At 72.9% G+C, this 16194-nt stretch carries 12 protein-coding genes; 7 read left to right on the forward strand and 5 right to left on the reverse strand.

Translation table 11 applies throughout. The annotated features are described in order from the left end of the window. Positions 1-6: 6 nt before the first annotated feature. A complete protein-coding gene (locus tag K7G59_RS16195; protein ID WP_225834751.1) occupies positions 7-1206 on the reverse strand; it encodes an acetyl-CoA C-acetyltransferase in 1200 nt (399 codons plus the stop codon). 149 nt (positions 1207-1355) lie between these two features. Between K7G59_RS16195 and mce the strand changes: the two genes are divergently transcribed. The 5 genes from mce (at position 1356) to K7G59_RS16220 (ending at position 9666) form a co-directional block, all read left to right on the forward strand. After that, a complete protein-coding gene (mce, locus tag K7G59_RS16200; RefSeq protein ID WP_225834752.1) occupies positions 1356-1796 on the forward strand; it encodes a methylmalonyl-CoA epimerase in 441 nt (146 codons plus the stop codon). 205 nt (positions 1797-2001) lie between these two features. Next, positions 2002-6135 (forward strand): polarized growth protein Scy, encoded by a 4134-nt coding sequence (gene scy, locus K7G59_RS16205; protein WP_225834753.1) that lies wholly within the window; start codon positions 2002-2004, stop codon positions 6133-6135. 184 nt (positions 6136-6319) lie between these two features. Beyond that, positions 6320-7255, forward strand: a complete 936-nt coding sequence (locus tag K7G59_RS16210) for a cellulose-binding protein (protein ID WP_225834754.1) — start codon at positions 6320-6322, stop codon at positions 7253-7255. Positions 7256-7450: 195 nt separating this feature from the next. Beyond that, a complete protein-coding gene (locus K7G59_RS16215) occupies positions 7451-8788 on the forward strand; it encodes an ABC transporter ATP-binding protein (protein WP_225834755.1) in 1338 nt (445 codons plus the stop codon). Continuing rightward, on the forward strand, positions 8785-9666 hold the full coding sequence (locus K7G59_RS16220; RefSeq protein WP_225834756.1) for an ABC transporter permease: 882 nt from the start codon (positions 8785-8787) through the stop codon (positions 9664-9666). Before K7G59_RS16215 ends, K7G59_RS16220 begins: the two co-directional genes overlap by 4 nt. Positions 9667-9721: 55 nt before the next feature. Here the strand turns inward: K7G59_RS16220 and K7G59_RS16225 are convergent, their stop codons facing one another. Next, positions 9722-10054: an ATP/GTP-binding protein gene (locus K7G59_RS16225; protein WP_225834757.1), complete on the reverse strand. Its 333-nt coding sequence runs from the start codon at positions 10052-10054 to the stop codon at positions 9722-9724. A 221-nt stretch (positions 10055-10275) separates the two neighbouring features. On the opposite strand from K7G59_RS16225, the gene K7G59_RS16230 reads away from it, so the two are divergent. After that, a complete protein-coding gene (locus tag K7G59_RS16230; RefSeq protein ID WP_225834758.1) occupies positions 10276-11304 on the forward strand; it encodes an LLM class flavin-dependent oxidoreductase in 1029 nt (342 codons plus the stop codon). Between the two features lie 147 nt (positions 11305-11451). On the opposite strand, the gene K7G59_RS16235 is transcribed toward K7G59_RS16230, so the two are convergent. Beyond that, positions 11452-11844, reverse strand: a complete 393-nt coding sequence (locus tag K7G59_RS16235; RefSeq protein WP_225834759.1) for an SCO5389 family protein — start codon at positions 11842-11844, stop codon at positions 11452-11454. Positions 11845-12119: 275 nt separating this feature from the next. Here K7G59_RS16235 and nucS point away from each other — a divergent pair, with 275 nt between their 5' ends. Next, complete coding sequence (nucS, locus tag K7G59_RS16240) at positions 12120-12791, forward strand: endonuclease NucS (protein WP_225834760.1); 672 nt, start codon at positions 12120-12122, stop codon at positions 12789-12791. 139 nt (positions 12792-12930) lie between these two features. Here the strand turns inward: nucS and K7G59_RS16245 are convergent, their stop codons facing one another. Then, positions 12931-15402 carry an ATP-binding protein gene (locus K7G59_RS16245; protein WP_225834761.1) on the reverse strand — a complete coding sequence of 824 codons (2472 nt, stop codon included), beginning with the start codon at positions 15400-15402 and terminating at the stop codon, positions 12931-12933. Between the two features lie 301 nt (positions 15403-15703). Further along, positions 15704-16027, reverse strand: coding sequence for an STAS domain-containing protein (locus K7G59_RS16250; protein ID WP_225834762.1), 324 nt, complete (start codon positions 16025-16027; stop codon positions 15704-15706). Positions 16028-16194: the final 167 nt, after the last annotated feature.

Genomic DNA, 16194 nt, shown 5'->3' on the forward strand with positions numbered 1-16194 from the left:
GGGGACTCAGCCCTTGGGCACGCGCACGATGAGCGCGTCGCCCTGGCCACCGCCACCGCACAGCGCGGCGGCACCGACCCCGCCGCCCCGCCGCTTCAGCTCCAGCGCCAAGTGGAGCACGATACGGGCGCCGGACATGCCGACGGGGTGGCCCAGGGCGATGGCGCCGCCGTTGACGTTCACCTTTTCCGTGGAAACCCCGAGGTCCTTCATTGACTGCACCGCGACCGCGGCGAAGGCCTCGTTGATCTCGATGAGGTCGAGGTCGGAGACCGCCAGGCCGTCCTTCTTCAGGGCGTGCAGGATCGCGTTGGACGGCTGCGACTGCAGCGAGCTGTCCGGGCCGGCCACGTTGCCGTGCGCGCCGATCTCGGCGAGCCACTCAAGGCCCAGCTCCTCGGCCTTGGCCTTGCTCATCACGACCACGGCCGCCGCACCGTCCGAGATCTGCGAGGAGGTGCCGGCCGTGATCGTGCCGTCCTTGGCGAACGCCGGGCGCAGCTTGGCCAGCGACTCCACGGTCGTGTCGGCGCGGATGCCCTCGTCCTTGCTGAAGACCACGGGCTCGCCCTTGCGCTGCGGGATCTCGACCGGGGTGATCTCGGCCTCGAAGACGCCGTTCTTCTGCGCGGCGGCGGCCCGCTGGTGGGACAGGGCGGCGATCTCGTCCTGCTCCGCGCGGCCGATGCCCAGGCGCGCGTTGTGCTTCTCCGTGGACTCACCCATGGGGATGTTGGCCCACGGGTCGGTCAGGGCGTCGTAGGCCATCGCGTCGAGCATCTCGACCGCGCCGTACTTGAAGCCCTCGCGGGACTTGGGCAGCAGGTGCGGGGCGTTGGTCATGGACTCCATGCCGCCCGCGACGACGATGTCGAACTCGCCGGCGCGGATCAGCTGGTCGGCCAGGGCGATCGCGTCCAGGCCGGAGAGGCACACCTTGTTGACGGTGAGCGCCGGGACGTTCATCGGGATGCCGGCCTTGACCGCGGCCTGGCGGGCCGGGATCTGGCCGGCGCCCGCCTGGATCACCTGGCCCATGATCACGTACTGCACCTGGTCGCCGCCGATCCCCGCACGGTCGAGGGCGGCCTTGATCGCGAAGCCGCCGAGGTCGGCCCCGGAGAAGGACTTCAGCGAGCCCAGCAGCCGCCCCATGGGCGTACGAGCGCCCGCGACGATCACCGAGCTTGTCGTTCCAGAAGACATGAGGTGCGATCCCCTTCCAGCTGCGAAGAGCCGAGGAGTGAACGAGGGTTTACTTCGAATGTACTGAGTGGCACTCCGTGCCGTCATCGGCCCGTCGGTGTGATGGCGCGCACGTTGCGTAACCATCACATGAGCGCTGCACTGAATCCATGCTGACGCGAATCGACCACATCGGGATCGCCTGCCACGACCTCGACGCCACCGTCGAGTTCTACCGGTCCACGTACGGCTTCGAGGTGTCCCACACCGAGGTCAACGAGGAACAGGGCGTGCGCGAGGCCATGCTCAAGATCAACGAGACGCCCGACGGTGGCGCCTCCTACCTCCAGCTGCTGGAACCGACCCGTGAGGACTCCGCGGTCGGCAAGTGGCTCGCGAAGAACGGGGAGGGCGTCCACCACATCGCCTTCGGTACGGCGGACGTGGACGGCGACGCCGCGCAGATCCGCGGCAAGGGCGTGCGCGTGCTCTACGACGAGCCGCGGACCGGCTCCATGGGCTCGCGCATCACCTTCCTGCACCCCAAGGACTGCCATGGAGTACTGACAGAACTGGTCACTTCGGCCCCTGTTGAGTCACCTGAGCACTGACCCCCGTACATAAGGGCCGGTAGGGTTGGGGACGGTCGTCCCTTCACCGGGTCGGCCGTATGCCGGGGTCCGGGTTTCGGGGGACGAGCGTCGGGGCAACAGCCCCTGCTCCGCCGCCCATCTGACACCATTCCCCGGGGGCCCCGTTCGGCGGATGGACGAGGCTCGTTGCAGAAGCTGACCAGGGGACGGATGGGACCGCGCAGTGCGGGGCTACGAGAGCCAGGAGCGAGAGCCGGCGGCTGACGTCGACCACCTCTCTCGGTTCGAGGCCGAGATGAAGCGGCTGAGGACCGAGCGGGAAAAGGCGATCCAGCACGCCGAGGACCTCGGCTACCAGGTCGAGGTACTGCGCGCCAAGCTGCACGAGGCGCGCCGCACCCTCATGACCCGGCCCGCCTACGACGGCGGTGACCTCGGCTACCAGGCCGAGCAGATGCTCCGCAACGCCCAGATCCAGGCCGACCAGCTGCGGCAGGACGCCGAGCGGGAGCTGAGCCAGGCCCGCGCGCAGACCCAGCGCATCCTCCAGGAGCACGCCGAGCAGGCCGCCCGGCTCCAGGCCGAACTGCACCAGGAGGCGGTGACCCGCCGCCAGCAGCTGGACCAGGAGCTGGCCGAGCGCAGGGCCACCGTCGAGTCGCACGTCAACGAGAACGTGGCCTGGGCGGAGCAACTGCGCTCCCGCACCGAACAGCAGGCCCGCCGGCTGCTGGAGGAGTCCCGCGCCGAGGCCGAGCAGGCGCTGGCCGCCGCCCGCGCCGAGGCCGAGCGGCTGACCCGGGAGGCCCGGGAGCGGCTGCAGAACGACGCCGAGGCCGCCCGCGCGGAGGCCGAGCAGATCCTGCGCCGCGCCCGCGCGGACGCCGAACGCCTGCTGGACGCCGCCTCCACCCAGGCGCAGGAGGCCACCGACCACGCCGAGCAGCTGCGTACCGCCACCGCCTCGGAGTCGGACGCCGCCCGCCGGCAGGCCGCCGAGCTGAGCCGGGCCGCCGAGGAGCGGATGGCCGCGGCCGAGGAGGCGCTGCGCAAGGCACAGGCCGACGCCGAGAAGCTCGTCACCGAGGCCAAGGACGCCGCGGGCAAGACCCTCGCGAGTGCCGAGGCCGCGGGCGAGGCCCGCACCCGCACCGCCAAGGAACAGGTCGCCCGGCTGGTCAGCGAGGCCTCCAAGGAGGCCGAGACCACCCGGGCGGAGGCCGAGCAGCTGGTCGCCGAGGCGCGTGCCGAGGCCGAGAAGCTCGTCGCCGAGGCCGCCGAGAAGGCCCGCGCCGTCACCGCCGAGGAGGCCGCCTCCCAGCTGTCCAAGGCGGCGAAGACCGCCGAGGACGTCCTCAACAAGGCGGCCGAGGAGGCCAAGCAGACCACCAGGGCCGCCGCCGAGGAGGCCGAACGGATCCGCACGGAGGCCGAGGCCGAGGCGGACCGGCTGCGCGCCGAGGCGCACGACATCGCCGAGCAGCTCAAGGGCGCGGCGAAGAACGACACCAAGGAGTACCGCGCCAAGACGGTCGAGCTGCAGGAGGAGGCCCGCCGGCTGCGCGGCGAGGCCGAGCAGCTGCGCGCCGACGCGGTCGCCGAGGGCGAGTCCATCCGCGCCGAGGCCCGCCGGGAGACGGTGGCGCAGATCGAGGAGGCGGCCAAGTCCGCCGAGGAGCTGCTGGCCAGGGCCAAGGCGGACGCCGACGAGCTGCGCAAGACCGCGACGACGGACAGCGAGAAGGTCCGCACCGAGGCCATCGAGCGGGCGACGGCCCTGCGCCGGCAGGCCGAGGAGACCCTGGAGCGCGCCCGCGCCGAGGCCGAACGGCAGCGCGCGGAGGCCGCCGAACAGGCCGAGACGCGTCTGGCGGAGGCCGAGACCGCGGCGCGCGAACTGCGCGAGGAGACCGAACGGACCGTCGAGGTCCGCCGTACCGAGGCCACCGAGGAGCTGAACCGGCTCCAGACGGAGGCGCAGGAGCGGCTGGCGTCGGCCGAGCGGGCGATCGCGGACGCCCGCGAGGAGGCCGCCGGCATCCGCCGGGAGGCCGCCGAGGAGGCCGAGCGGCTGCGCACCGAGGCCGCCGAGCGGATCCGTACGCTCCAGCAGCAGGCCGAGACGGAGGCCGAGCGGCTGCGCACCGAGGCCGCGTCCGACGCGTCCGCCTCCCGGGCCGAGGGCGAGGCCGTCGCCGTACGGCTGCGCTCCGAGGCCGCCGCGGAGGCCGAGCGGCTCAGGACCGAGGCGCAGGAGACCGCCGACCGGGTGCGTGCCGAGGCACAGGCCGCGGCGGAGCGGCTGGGTGCCGAGGCGTCGGAGACGCTGGCCGCCGCGCAGGAGGAGGCCGCCCGGCGCCGCCGCGAGGCCGAGGAACTGCTGGGGGCGGCCCGCGAGGAGGCCGACCAGGAGCGCGGGCGGGCCCGCGAGCAGAGCGAGGAGCTGCTGGCCTCGGCGCGCAAGCGCGTGGAGGAGGCGCAGGCCGAGGCGATCCGGCTGGTCGAGGAGGCGGACCGGCACGCCACCGAGATGGTCTCCGCCGCCGAGCAGCACGCGCAGCAGGTGCGGGACTCCGTGTCCGGGCTGTACGAGCAGGCGCAGGAGGAGATCGCCGGGCTGCGTTCGGCCGCCGAGCACGCGGCGGACCGTACGCGCCGGGAGGCCCAGGAGGAGGCGGACCGGGTCCGCGCCGACGCCCACGCCGAGCGGGAGCGGGCGAGCGAGGACGCCTCGCGCGTGCGCCGTGAGGCCACCGAGGAGTCGGAGGCCGCCAAGGCGCTGGCCGAGCGTACGGTCGCGGAGGCGATCGCGGAGGCCGAGCGGCTGCGCTCGGACGCCGCCGAGTACGCCCAGCGGGTGCGCACGGAGGCGTCGGACGCGCTCGCCGAGGCGGACCAGGCGGCGGCCCGCACCCGGGCGGACGCCCGCGAGGACGCCAACCGGATCCGCTCCGACGCGGCCACCCAGGCCGACACCCTCATCACCGAGGCCCGCAGCGAGGCCGAACGCCTCCAGACCGAGACGACCGCCGAGGCCGAGCGGGTGCGCACGGAGGCCCTCACGGAGGCCGAGCGGGTGCGCACGGAGGCCCTCACGGAGGCCGAGCGGGTACGCACCGAGGCGTCGGACGCGCTCGTCGAGGCCGAGCAGGCGGCGGCCCGCACCCGGGCGGACGCCCGCAAGGACGCCAACCGGATCCGCTCCGACGCGGCCACCCAGGCCGACACCCTCATCACCGAGGCCCGCAGCGAGGCCGAACGCCTCCAGACCGAGACGACCGCCGAGGCCGAACGCGTGCGCACGGAAGCCCTCGCCGAGGCCGACCGGGTCCGTACCGAGGCCCTCAGCGAGGCCGAGCAGTTGCTCGGGGACGCCACCGCGGAGGCCGAGCGGCTGCGCGCCGAGGCCGCCGAGACGGTCGGCTCCGCGCAGCAGCGCGCCGACCGGCTGCGGGCCGAGGCCGAGCAGCTCACGGCGGACGCGGAGGCCGCGGCCGAGCATCTGGTCAACTCCGCGCGCGCGGAGGCCGAGCGGACCCTGGACGAGGCCCGCAAGGACGCCAACAAGCGGCGTTCGGAGGCGGCCGAGCAGGTCGACACGCTCATCACGGAGACCGCGGCCGAGGCGGACAAGCTGCTCTCCGAGGCCCAGCAGCAGGCGCTGAAGACGACCGCGGACGCCGAGTCTCAGGCCGACGCGATGGTGGGCGCGGCCCGCAGCGAGGCCGAGCGGATCGTCGCCGAGTCGACCGTCGAGGGCAACGGGCTGGTGGAGAAGGCCCGTACGGACGCGGACGAGCTGCTCGTCGGCGCCCGCCGGGACGCGACCGCGATCAGGGAGCGCGCGGAGGAGCTGCGCGACCGGATCACCAGCGAGGTGGAGGAGCTCCACGAGCGGGCCCGCCGCGAGGTCGCCGAGACCATGAAGTCCACCGGCGAACGCTGCGACGCGCTCATCAAGGCCGCCGAGGAGCAGATGGCCAAGGCGGAGGCGAAGGCCAAGGATCTGCTGTCCGACGCCGACACGGAGGCGGGCAAGGTGCGCATCGCCGCCGTGCGGAAGGCGGAGGGCCTGCTCAAGGAGGCCGAGCAGAAGAAGGCCAGGCTCGTCAAGGAGGCCGAGGAGCTGAAGGCCGAGGCGATCCGCGAGGCCCGCCGCACGGTCGAGGAGGGCAAGCGCGAGCTGGAGATCCTGATGCGCCGGCGCGAGGACATCAACGCCGAGATCTCCCGCGTCCAGGACGTCCTGGAGGCGTTGGAGTCCTTCGAGGCACCCGCTTCCGGCAAGGACGGCGCCGTCAAGGCCGGCGCGACCGTGGGGCCGCCCCGATCGGGTGGCAAGTCGTCAGACAGCTAGCGTCCGGGGCCGGTTCCGGGGTCTTCTAGGTCCTTTGGTCCCATTCTTTGGCAAGCCCTCCGACGGTCAGCCACTCAAAAGAGGTGTCATTCTCCAGATCAAACACGTATCCGCTCGATGACACACCGCTTCGGCCCCTAGGATTCCACCTATCACCTCACCGGTCTCATTCGACAGGAACCCCATGAGCGACACTTCCCCCTACGGCTTCGAGCTTGTGCGGCGTGGGTACGACCGCGCTCAGGTGGACGAACGTATCTCCAAGCTCGTCTCCGACCGTGACAGCGCTCTCGCCCGCATCACCGCCCTGGAGAAGCGCATCGAGGAGCTGCACCTCGAGACGCAGAACGCCCAGACCCAGGTCTCCGACGCCGAGCCGTCGTACGCGGGTCTCGGCGCGCGTGTCGAGAAGATCCTCCGGCTGGCCGAGGAAGAGGCCAAGGAGCTGCGTGAGGAGGCCCGGCGCGCGGCGGAGCAGCACCGCGACCTCGCCGAGTCGGCGGCCCAGCAGATCCGCAACGACGCCGAGTCGTTCGCCGTGGAGCGCAAGGCCAAGGCGGAGGACGAGGGCGTCCGGATCGTCGAGAAGGCCCAGAGCGAGGCCACCCAGCTGCGTGCCGAGGCGCAGAAGGACGCGCAGTCCAAGCGCGAGGAGGCGGACGCCCTCTTCGAGGAGACCCGCGCCAAGGCCGCGCAGGCCGCCGCCGACTTCGAGACCAACCTGGCCAAGCGCCGCGAGCAGTCCGAGCGTGACCTGGCCTCGCGTCAGCAGAAGGCCGAGAAGCGCCTCGCCGAGATCGAGCACCGTGCCGAGCAGCTGCGCCTGGAGGCGGAGAAGCTGCGCACCGACGCCGAGCGCCGCGCCCGTCAGACGGTGGAGACGGCCCAGCGCCAGGCCGAGGACATCGTGGCCGACGCCAACGCCAAGGCGGACCGGATCCGCTCGGAATCCGAGCGCGAGCTGGCGGCCCTCACCAACCGCCGCGACAGCATCAACGCCCAGCTGACGAACGTCCGCGAGATGCTCGCCACGCTGACCGGCGCCGCGGTCGCCGCGGCCGGCAGCCCGACCGAGGACGAGCCGATCTCCCGCGGGGTTCCGGCGCAGCAGTCCCGGTAAGCACGGGCGGTTCCGTACGGCCGAGGTCCCCTGTCACTCCGGTGGCGGGGGACTTCGCCGTTCAGACGGCACGAGGAGAATATCGGCACTCTCTCTTTACCTTCCCTTGGGCGGAACCGTCAGCGCCCGGATATCCTCCTAACCCTTACGGGGGCGTGTGCCCCGCTGTCCTGAACCTTTCGATGGGTGCGGAGCATGATCGAGGCTGTCGGCCTGACCAAGCGTTACGGCGACAAAACCGCCGTGTACAACCTTTCCTTCCAGGTGCGACCGGGTGCCGTGACCGGCTTCCTCGGGCCGAACGGCTCGGGCAAGTCGACCACCATGCGGATGATCCTCGGGCTGGACAACCCCACGTCCGGCACGGTGACCATCGGCGGCTACCCGTACCGCAAACTGCCCAACGCCCCACGCCAGGTCGGCGCACTGCTCGACGCCAAGGCCGTGCACGGCGGCCGGTCCGCCCGCAACCATCTGCTGAGCCTCGCCCAGCTCTCGGGCATCCCGGCCCGCCGGGTGGACGAGGTCCTCGGGGTCGTCGGCCTCCAGGGCGTGGCGAAGAACCGTTCCAAGGGCTTCTCGCTCGGCATGGGCCAGCGCCTCGGCATCGCCGCCGCGCTGCTCGGCGATCCCCAGGTGCTGCTCTTCGACGAGCCGGTCAACGGCCTCGACCCCGAGGGCATCCTCTGGGTACGCAACCTGATGAAGGCGCTCGCGGCCGAGGGCCGTACGGTCTTCGTCTCCTCCCACCTGATGAGCGAGATGGCGCTGACCGCCGACCACCTCATCGTGATCGGGCGCGGACAGCTGCTCGCCGACATGAGCGTGAACGCCTTCATCTCGGCCAACTCGGCCGACTTCGCGCGGGTCCGCACCCCCGACACCGAGACGCAGCTCCGCGAGAAGCTGACCTCCGCGCTGACCGAGGCGGGCGGCCATGTGCTGCCCGAGCAGGACGGCGCGCTGCGCGTCACCGGGCTGCCGCTGCCCCGGATCAGCGACCTCGCGCACGAGGCGGGCGTACGGCTGTGGGAGCTGTCGCCGCATCAGGCCTCGCTGGAGGAGGCGTACATGCGGATGACACAGGGCGCCGTCGACTACCGCTCGACGATCGACCAGAAGGCGGGCCTGCAGCAGCCGCTGCCGCCGGGCGCCCAGCCGCCCATGCCGGCGCCCGGTCAGGGCCAGCCGGGCTGGTACGCCCCGCCGCCGCCCCAGCAGGGCGGACAGCCGTTCGCCGGTCCCGCGACGCCGTACGGCGGCGCGCCCGCGGCCGGCTACGGCGCTCCCGGCACCCCGGCGGCCCCGAACCCGTACGCCCAGCAGGCCCCGCAGCCACCGCAGGACCGGCCCCAGGCGGCGGCTCCCGCGGCTCCGCAGGCTCCCGCGGCTCCCCCGGCTCCGGCAGCCGCGGCCCCGGCGGCGCCCTCCGCCCCGCCCTCCGCCCCGCCCGTCGCGGTCCCCGTCGCGGTCCCCGCCACGGCCCCCGCCGCCCCCGCCGAACCGACGACCCAGCCCGAGGACGCCCGATGAGCACCCACCAGCCCCCCATGCCGCAGGCACCGGCAGGCGCGCCCGACTGGCAGGCGGCGCCCGGCGGGTCGTACGCCGGTTACACCTCGCCGATCCCGGTCGTGCGCACCCACCTCCGCCACGCATTGGCCTCCGAGTGGACGAAGATCAAGTCGGTGCGCTCCACGGTGTGGACGCTCGGCGTGTTCGTGCTGCTCGTCGTCGGTATCGGCCTGCTGGCCGGAGCCGTCGTCAGCAGCTCCGACTCGGACCTGGGCCCCGACGACAACCCGCTGTCCCTGGGCTTCTTCGGCCTGCTGCTCGGCAGCATGTGCATCATCACGCTCGGTGTGCTGACCACCGCCTCCGAGTACGGCACCGGCATGATCCGCACGACCATGACCGCGTGCCCGAGCCGGGGCCGGGTCCTGGCCGCCAAGGCGATCGTGTTCTTCTCCGTCGCCTTCGTGGTGACGCTGGCCGCCGCCTCCTTCGTGGCGATGGTGCAGACGTCCATGCTCAAGGGCCACGGCGGGTTCACCCCCTCCAGCGGCCAGTGGCTGAAAGGCACGGTCGGCGTGAGCCTCTACATCGCGCTGCTCGGCCTGCTCTCACTGCTCGTCGGGTCGATCATCCGGCACTCGGCGGGCGCCATCACCATCATGATCGGCACGGTGCTCGCCCCGCTGGTCATCGCGCTGTTCATGTTCTCCTCCTCGCTGGAGGACGTCCGTCAGGCGCTGTTCGAGTACTCGATCCCCAACCAGCTGGGCGTCTTCTACGCCAACTCCCTCACCGATTCCGGCCCTTCGGGCTGGGACCCGCTGTGGATCATCCTGGGCGTGACGGCGGCGGCGTACGCGGGTGCGTACGCACTGCTGGAGCGCAGGGACGTGTAGGGCGGCACCTGCGGGAAGCCGAGCCGGAGGCGGAGGCCCTCGGACCCGAAGTCCCTCAGAACCTCGGTGCGTTACGGGACCGCTGCACCCGCGTGGTGCGGCGGTCCTTCGCGTTCCAGCAGGCCTTGTGCCAGTGCCGGCGGTCGTCCACGCCCGCGTGTTCCGGCCAGGCCACCACGTGCGGGACACCGGAGGGGATCACCTGGTCGCAGCCCGGGCAGCGGTACGCCTTGCCCTCCGCACTCGCCCCGGCGACGTTGCGTACGCTCCACTCCTCGCCCTGCCAGCTCTCCGTGGACTGCCAGCCGCCGTACCGGCCGGCGTGGTCGTCCTCGGCGCTCCGGCCCGACGATCCGGTTGCCTTCGGACGGTTGCGACGGGGGGACACGGGACACCTCTCGGGGCTCTACGGGAAGCACGGACCCCATCCAGCGTACGCGGCGCCGACCGGGGCACGTGCAGGGAACCGATCCATACAAGTCCTCCTTCGGAACGCCCGATTCTGCAGACAATCCGCAAATTGCCCTGCAAGCCGTGTCCTCGGCACGCGGCCTCCGGTTATGCCGGGTGGGGGAGCTCCGGGTCGGAGCCGAGGAAGCGGGAAATGCGATGCGCGTAGGAACTTTTGTGCTGTCGGCCCAGTTCCCGGGCCAGGGCCCTGGGGAGGCCCTGCACCGGGCGGTCCGCTCGGCGGAGGTAGCCGAGGAGGCCGGGCTCGACACGGTGTGGCTGGCCGAGCACCACTTCGTGCCGTACGGCACCTGCCCGTCCGCGGTCACCCTGGCCGCGCTGCTGCTGGGCCGCACCCGCCGCATCCGGGTCGGCACCGCGGTCAGCGTGCTGCCCACCGCGCACCCGGTCGCCCTCGGCGAACAGGCCGCGCTGCTGCACCTGACGAGCGGCGGACGGTTCACGCTGGGGGTCGGCCGCGGCGGGCCCTGGGTGGACCTGGAGGTCTTCGGCACGGGGCTCGTGGCGTACGAGCGCGGCTTCCCGGAATCACTCGATCTGCTGCTGCGATGGCTGCGCGAACCGTCCGTCGCCGCCGCGGGCGAGCGGTTCGTCTTCCGCGAGGTGCCCGTCGTGCCGCGCCCGTCCGAGGCCCTGACGGAGACGCCCGGTCCCGAGGTCGTCGTCGCCTGCACCTCCCCGGCGAGCGTCCGGCTGGCCGCCGAGCGCGGGCTGCCGATGCTGCTCGGGATGCACATCGGGGACGAGGAGAAGGCCGCGATGGTCGCCCTGTGGCGGCGCTGCGCACACGCGGCGGGCCGGTCCGCCGAGGAGGTCGCGGGCGCCGCCCATGTGTCGGCCGGCGTCTGCCAGATCACGGACCGGCGCACCGACGCGGTGGAGACTCTGCTGAAGGCGATGCCGGGCTGGCTGAAGCAGGGGCTGGACGCGCATGTGACGGTCGACGGCCGGGCGCGCGCGATGCGCGACCCGCTCGCCTACACGGAACTGCTCTGCGGCCTGCACCCGGTGGGCACACCGCGGCTGTGCACCGACCGGCTCGCGGCCACGTCGGAGCGTACCGGCATCAACCGCTTCGCCCTCCTCGTGGAGGGTTCGGGCGACCTGGCGGCGACGGAGGAGAACGTACGGCGGCTGGGCGCCGAGGTGCTGCCGCAGCTGCGCTGACCGGCCACCGGCTCCCGTGCGCTCCGTCCGGGCCGTTCCGTCCGGCCCGTTCCGTCCGGGGGCTTGCCGCCCCAGTAGTCAATGCACCTCCCCCAGGTGGAGCGGCAAGCGAGCGGCTCATCGCCACAGCGGTCCCGGAGCCAGGCGTCAGCAGTCCCGGAACTCCGGCGACTGGTTCAGTACCTGGCTGCGCACCGAGGTGAAACGGGCCAGGCTCTCGTCGACGGAGGCCTCCAACGGGAACACCGCCACCCGGTGGCAGTTCTGGAAGGCCAGCCGCACACCGAAGTGCCGCTGCAGGGCGCCGCGTATGGCGTCACTCGCGAGTGCACGCAGCAGCTGACCGCGTGCCTGCTCGTCCGGCGGAGGCGTCTGGTTGTCGGCGAACTTGCCGCCGTCCACCTTCAGCTGGGCCACCAGGGAGCTGATCATCTCCCATGCGTAGGGCAGGGAGGTCCGGACGCAGTCGACGAATGCTTCTTCGTCGACCTCGCCTCGCTCGGCCTGTTCGAGTAGGGCCGGTGAGACGTCGAGCGACATGGGTTCTCCTCTCGCACCCCGAAGAGCAGGGGTTGCCGGACAGATAGGGGAGTTCACGATGTCGAACACGCTTCGTACACGGCCCGCGACCTCCCGTTCTCTACGGTAGGCAACGGTCGGTGACCACACCAGCAGAACGCGTATATGAAACGGTCCCGTTCCGCCCACAATCGGCCAGGGAGGAACAAGAGTTTCCAGGGACAAATGGGGCGATCCACAGGCAGCGGGATGGGCGGATTCCGTGCACCGGCGGACGTCGAGTAGCGTTGCCGACCATGCGTCTCGTCATTGCCCGGTGCTCGGTCGACTACGCCGGCCGGCTCACCGCCCATCTGCCCTCGGCGCCCCGCCTGATCCTGGTCAAGGCGGACGGCAGCGTCTCCATCCACGCGGACGACCGGGCCTACAAGCCCCTCAACTGGATGTCGCCGCCCTGCACGCTGAAGGAGGGCACGGGCGACGAAGAGGGCGTGTGGACGGTCGTCAACAAGGCGGGCGAGAAACTGATCATTACGATGGAGGAGATCCTCCACGATTCCTCGCACGAACTCGGCGTGGACCCCGGCCTGATCAAGGACGGCGTGGAAGCGCACCTGCAGGAGCTGCTCGCCGACCGCATCGAGACGCTGGGCGAGGGCTACACGCTGATCCGCCGCGAGTACATGACGGCCATCGGCCCGGTCGACATCCTGTGCCGGGACGCGGAGGGCCGGACCGTCGCGGTGGAGATCAAGCGCCGGGGTGAGATCGACGGCGTGGAGCAGCTCACCCGCTACCTGGACCTCCTGAACCGCGATCCGCACCTCGCCCCGGTGCGTGGCGTCTTCGCCGCGCAGGAGATCAAGCCGCAGGCCCGCGTCCTCGCCACCGACCGCGGCATCAACTGCCAGATCCTGGACTACGACGCCCTGCGCGGCATCGAGGACGACAAGCTGCGGCTGTTCTGACCCCGCCGCTCCCTTCGATCCGCCGCGACGGCGAGCGACCACGACGGCCCGGCGGTGCCGAACCCGCCTCATGCCGGTCGGCACCCCTGACACCGCCGCGGGCCGAACGCGGTCGCGGGGCGCAGCGGTGGGACGGCCGTCACATCACCGCGCCGCTGCCCTGCCCCGCTCCCGCCGAACCCGTCGCTGTCGTCGGGCCGCCGGCCGTGTTCGTCGTGGTCGGGGTGGTCGAGGCCGAGCCTGTCGGCGTGGGCGAGCCCGATGTGCCGGTGGGGGTCGGTGAGGTCGTCGCCGGCGTCGGGGACGAGTCGGTCGGCGTCGGCGTGGGGGACGACGGGGTTGTCGTCGGGTGCGGCGGCGCAGAGGTCGTGCTCCCGTCGCCCGCACCCTCCGTGCCGCGCGGGGTGGGGGCAGGTGCCGCCGGGGTCGTGGCGTAGGTGCCGGCGGGGGCCGGGGGCGTCGGACGGCTGGTGGGTGTTGTGGAAGCGGTGCTGCTCGTGCCCGTGCCCGGGTCCGCGCCCGCGTCGCCGTCGTCGGCGCCCTGGCTCGTGGACGGGTCGACGTTGGTCACCTGGTCGGCCGGGTTGTCGTCCGCGCTCTCATGAGAGGTCATGCCGAGCGTGATGACCGTACCGAGGACGGCCACCAGCAGCGCACCGGACCCGGCCACCACCAGGTTGCGGCGGGCCAGACGCCGCAAGCCGCCCTCGGACCGCCCGGCCGGGGGCCGTGGGATGACCTGGGTCTGCGCGGTGGGCGAGGTGGTGTACGACGGCGGGAAGAGGGCCGGCGCCCCGGTCGGCGAAGGCGTCGGGTCGTCGTGACGGGCGTGCGACGGCACCTCACCGGCCGGCAACGGCACCGGCACCCCGGGCAGGTGCCCGGCGCGGTCGGACACCAGGGCCAGAGCCCGCCGCCCGGCGACCGTGCCCCGCTTGTCGGCGAGCACGCCGCGCAGCCCGATGGACGCCTCCAGCTCCGCGCGGGCCCGGTCGAGCTGTCCGGCACACAGCGCGTGAACGCCCAACTCGTGGTGGAAGTAGGCCTGTTCGGACACCTCCCCGGACAGTCGGGAGGCCTCCGCACCGGACCGCAGGGCCCGCTCCCAGGCATTCCAGTGCAGTCCGGCGGCGAAGGCGGGCGCCGCCGTACGGGCGAGCCGCACGGCACAGCTCTCCTCCTTCTCGGCCGGCGTCGACGATCCCTCCTGCCCGGGAGCCGAGAGCCTGGAGGACGTGGCGGGCACGACCGCCGTGAGCGCGGCGAGCACCGCGTCCGCCTCCGCGCACACCCGTTCCGCGGTGACCGAGGGATGCCCGGCCCACCAGGTGTAGTGCTCGGCCACGGTGTGCGCCCGGGCCGGGGCGCCGTCGGCGTATCCGGCGGCCTCCAGCTGGGTCTGCACGCCGGCCGCGAGGCGGTAGCGGGAGCCGACCGGCGAGACCAGCCCGCAGCTCACGAGCTCGCCGAGCGCGGCGTCCGCGTGGGTGTCGCCGACCAGCGCGGGCAGATGGGCCTGGTGCGGCACCTCACCGGCGAGGGCGACGGCGAAGCGGAGGGTGGTGCGGGCCGAGCCGCTGAGCCGGGAGGCGAGCAGCGGGGCGGGCGCCGCGGCCTCGCCGAGGGAGGGCAGCGGCACGTCGTCCTCCGGCTCCGGGGGCGCGCCCACCGGGATGCGCACGCCGTCGAAGACGCCGTACTCGTCCACCGGGTCGGCGCCGGCCCGCAGCTCGTCGCGCTGCCGGAGCAGGGCGCCGGCCTGCACGAAGCGCAGCGGCAGCCCCTCGGACTCGAACCACAGGTCGCCGGCCCAGTTGGCCTCCTCCTCGGTGAGGACACGGCCGACGGCCCGCTCCAGGATCTCCACGCCGCCGGCCCGGTCCAGTCCGGGGAGGAAGACCTCCTCGACGTCCGACTCGACGGAGGGGACGGGGACGTCGGGCGTGGCGCCGAACAGGAACGCGCACTCGGGGGTGGCGTCGAGCAGTTCGTCCAGGGCGGCGCCGCCGAACTCGAGGTCGTCCACGACGACGACCGCGCCGATCTCCCGGACGAGTTCGAGCAGTTCGTCCCGATCGGGGCGGTACCGGGGCGCGTCGTGGACGGCACGGAAGAGGTCGTGGAGCAGGTCCCCGGCCGTGCGGTGGAAGCCGCTGAGCCGGACCACGCCGTCGGGGGCGAGGTCCAGGCAGTCCTCGGCGACCAGGTCGAGCAGGGCGGTGCGGCCGCAGCCGCCGGGGCCGGTGAGGCGTACCGAGCGTCCGCGGGCCAGCAGCCGGACCAGGCGTTCGCGTTCGTCCTGGCGTTCCAGGAGCGGGAGCGTGGGTCCTGCCGGGCCGGGCGGCACGGGCGGCCGGGCGGCGCGCTCGGTCTCGGCGCGCTCGGCGGCGGTCCGCTTGCGCGGTCTGCCGGGCCGTTCGGCCGGCCGGCAGGGCGCTATCTCGCTGCCGTCCACGGGGTTGACGGTCAGCAGGAAGTCACCGCAGACGAGCCGTTCCGTACGGGCGGGCGCGGGTGCGCCCGGACCGAAGTCGGTGCCGAGGGAGTCCCGGGGCGGGCGGCGGCTCGGAGCGTGGCTCTGCTCCTCGGGTCCCGGATCGATCGGGTCCATGGGTTCCAGCCCCCCAAAAGCGTCGTGTGCCAGCCCGTACGCCGGCCCCTCCCGGCCTGTTGCACACCGCACTGTCGCTTCTGGTCCGGGCCCGCTCGGGAGAGGGTTGCGAGGCGGCGGGCGACCGAACCCTAAACCTTCGGTCCGTATCGAGGACACGGCGGGGTGCCGCGCGGCCCGAGACGTCATGGTCTCGTGAGGATTGCCCTCGACGCGCGGTTCGGCTGCTCCGCCCGGGTCCTGACCCTCGCCCGGTTCACCCCGGAGGATGCGTTGCGCCCGTCCTGCGGGCACCGCGCCGTCAGACCCGGGGCAGCGACTCCACCCCGATGCCGCCCTCGATGGCGAGGATCCGGTGCAGCCGGGTGGCCACCAGCAGGCGCTGCATCTGCGGCGGCACGCCGCGCAGCACCAGGCGGCGACCGCAGCGGCCGGCCCGCCGGTGGGCGCCCATGATCACGCCGAGCCCCGTGGCGTCCCAGGAGTCGAGTTCGGACAGGTCGAGCACCAGGTCGCCGACTCCGTCGTCGACGGCCGAGTGCAAGGCCGTACGGGCGTCCGCCGCGCTGCGGACGTCGAGGCGGCCCCCGACGACCAGCTCGACGTGGTCGCCCCTGATGTGCATATGCGCTCCCCGTTGAGTGCGGTGACGTACTCTCCATGACGGTGCTGTGCAACGTCTGACTGCCCGAGTGGCAGAGCGGTTGCTGCTTGTAAGCGAACCGATACCGAATTCACCCCCCGGGAGTAACAATCCCGGGAGGTGCATCCAGATCTGCACCGGTCGGCACC

This window comes from Streptomyces sp. NK08204 (assembly GCF_020400585.1).
GTDB lineage: Bacteria > Actinomycetota > Actinomycetes > Streptomycetales > Streptomycetaceae > Streptomyces.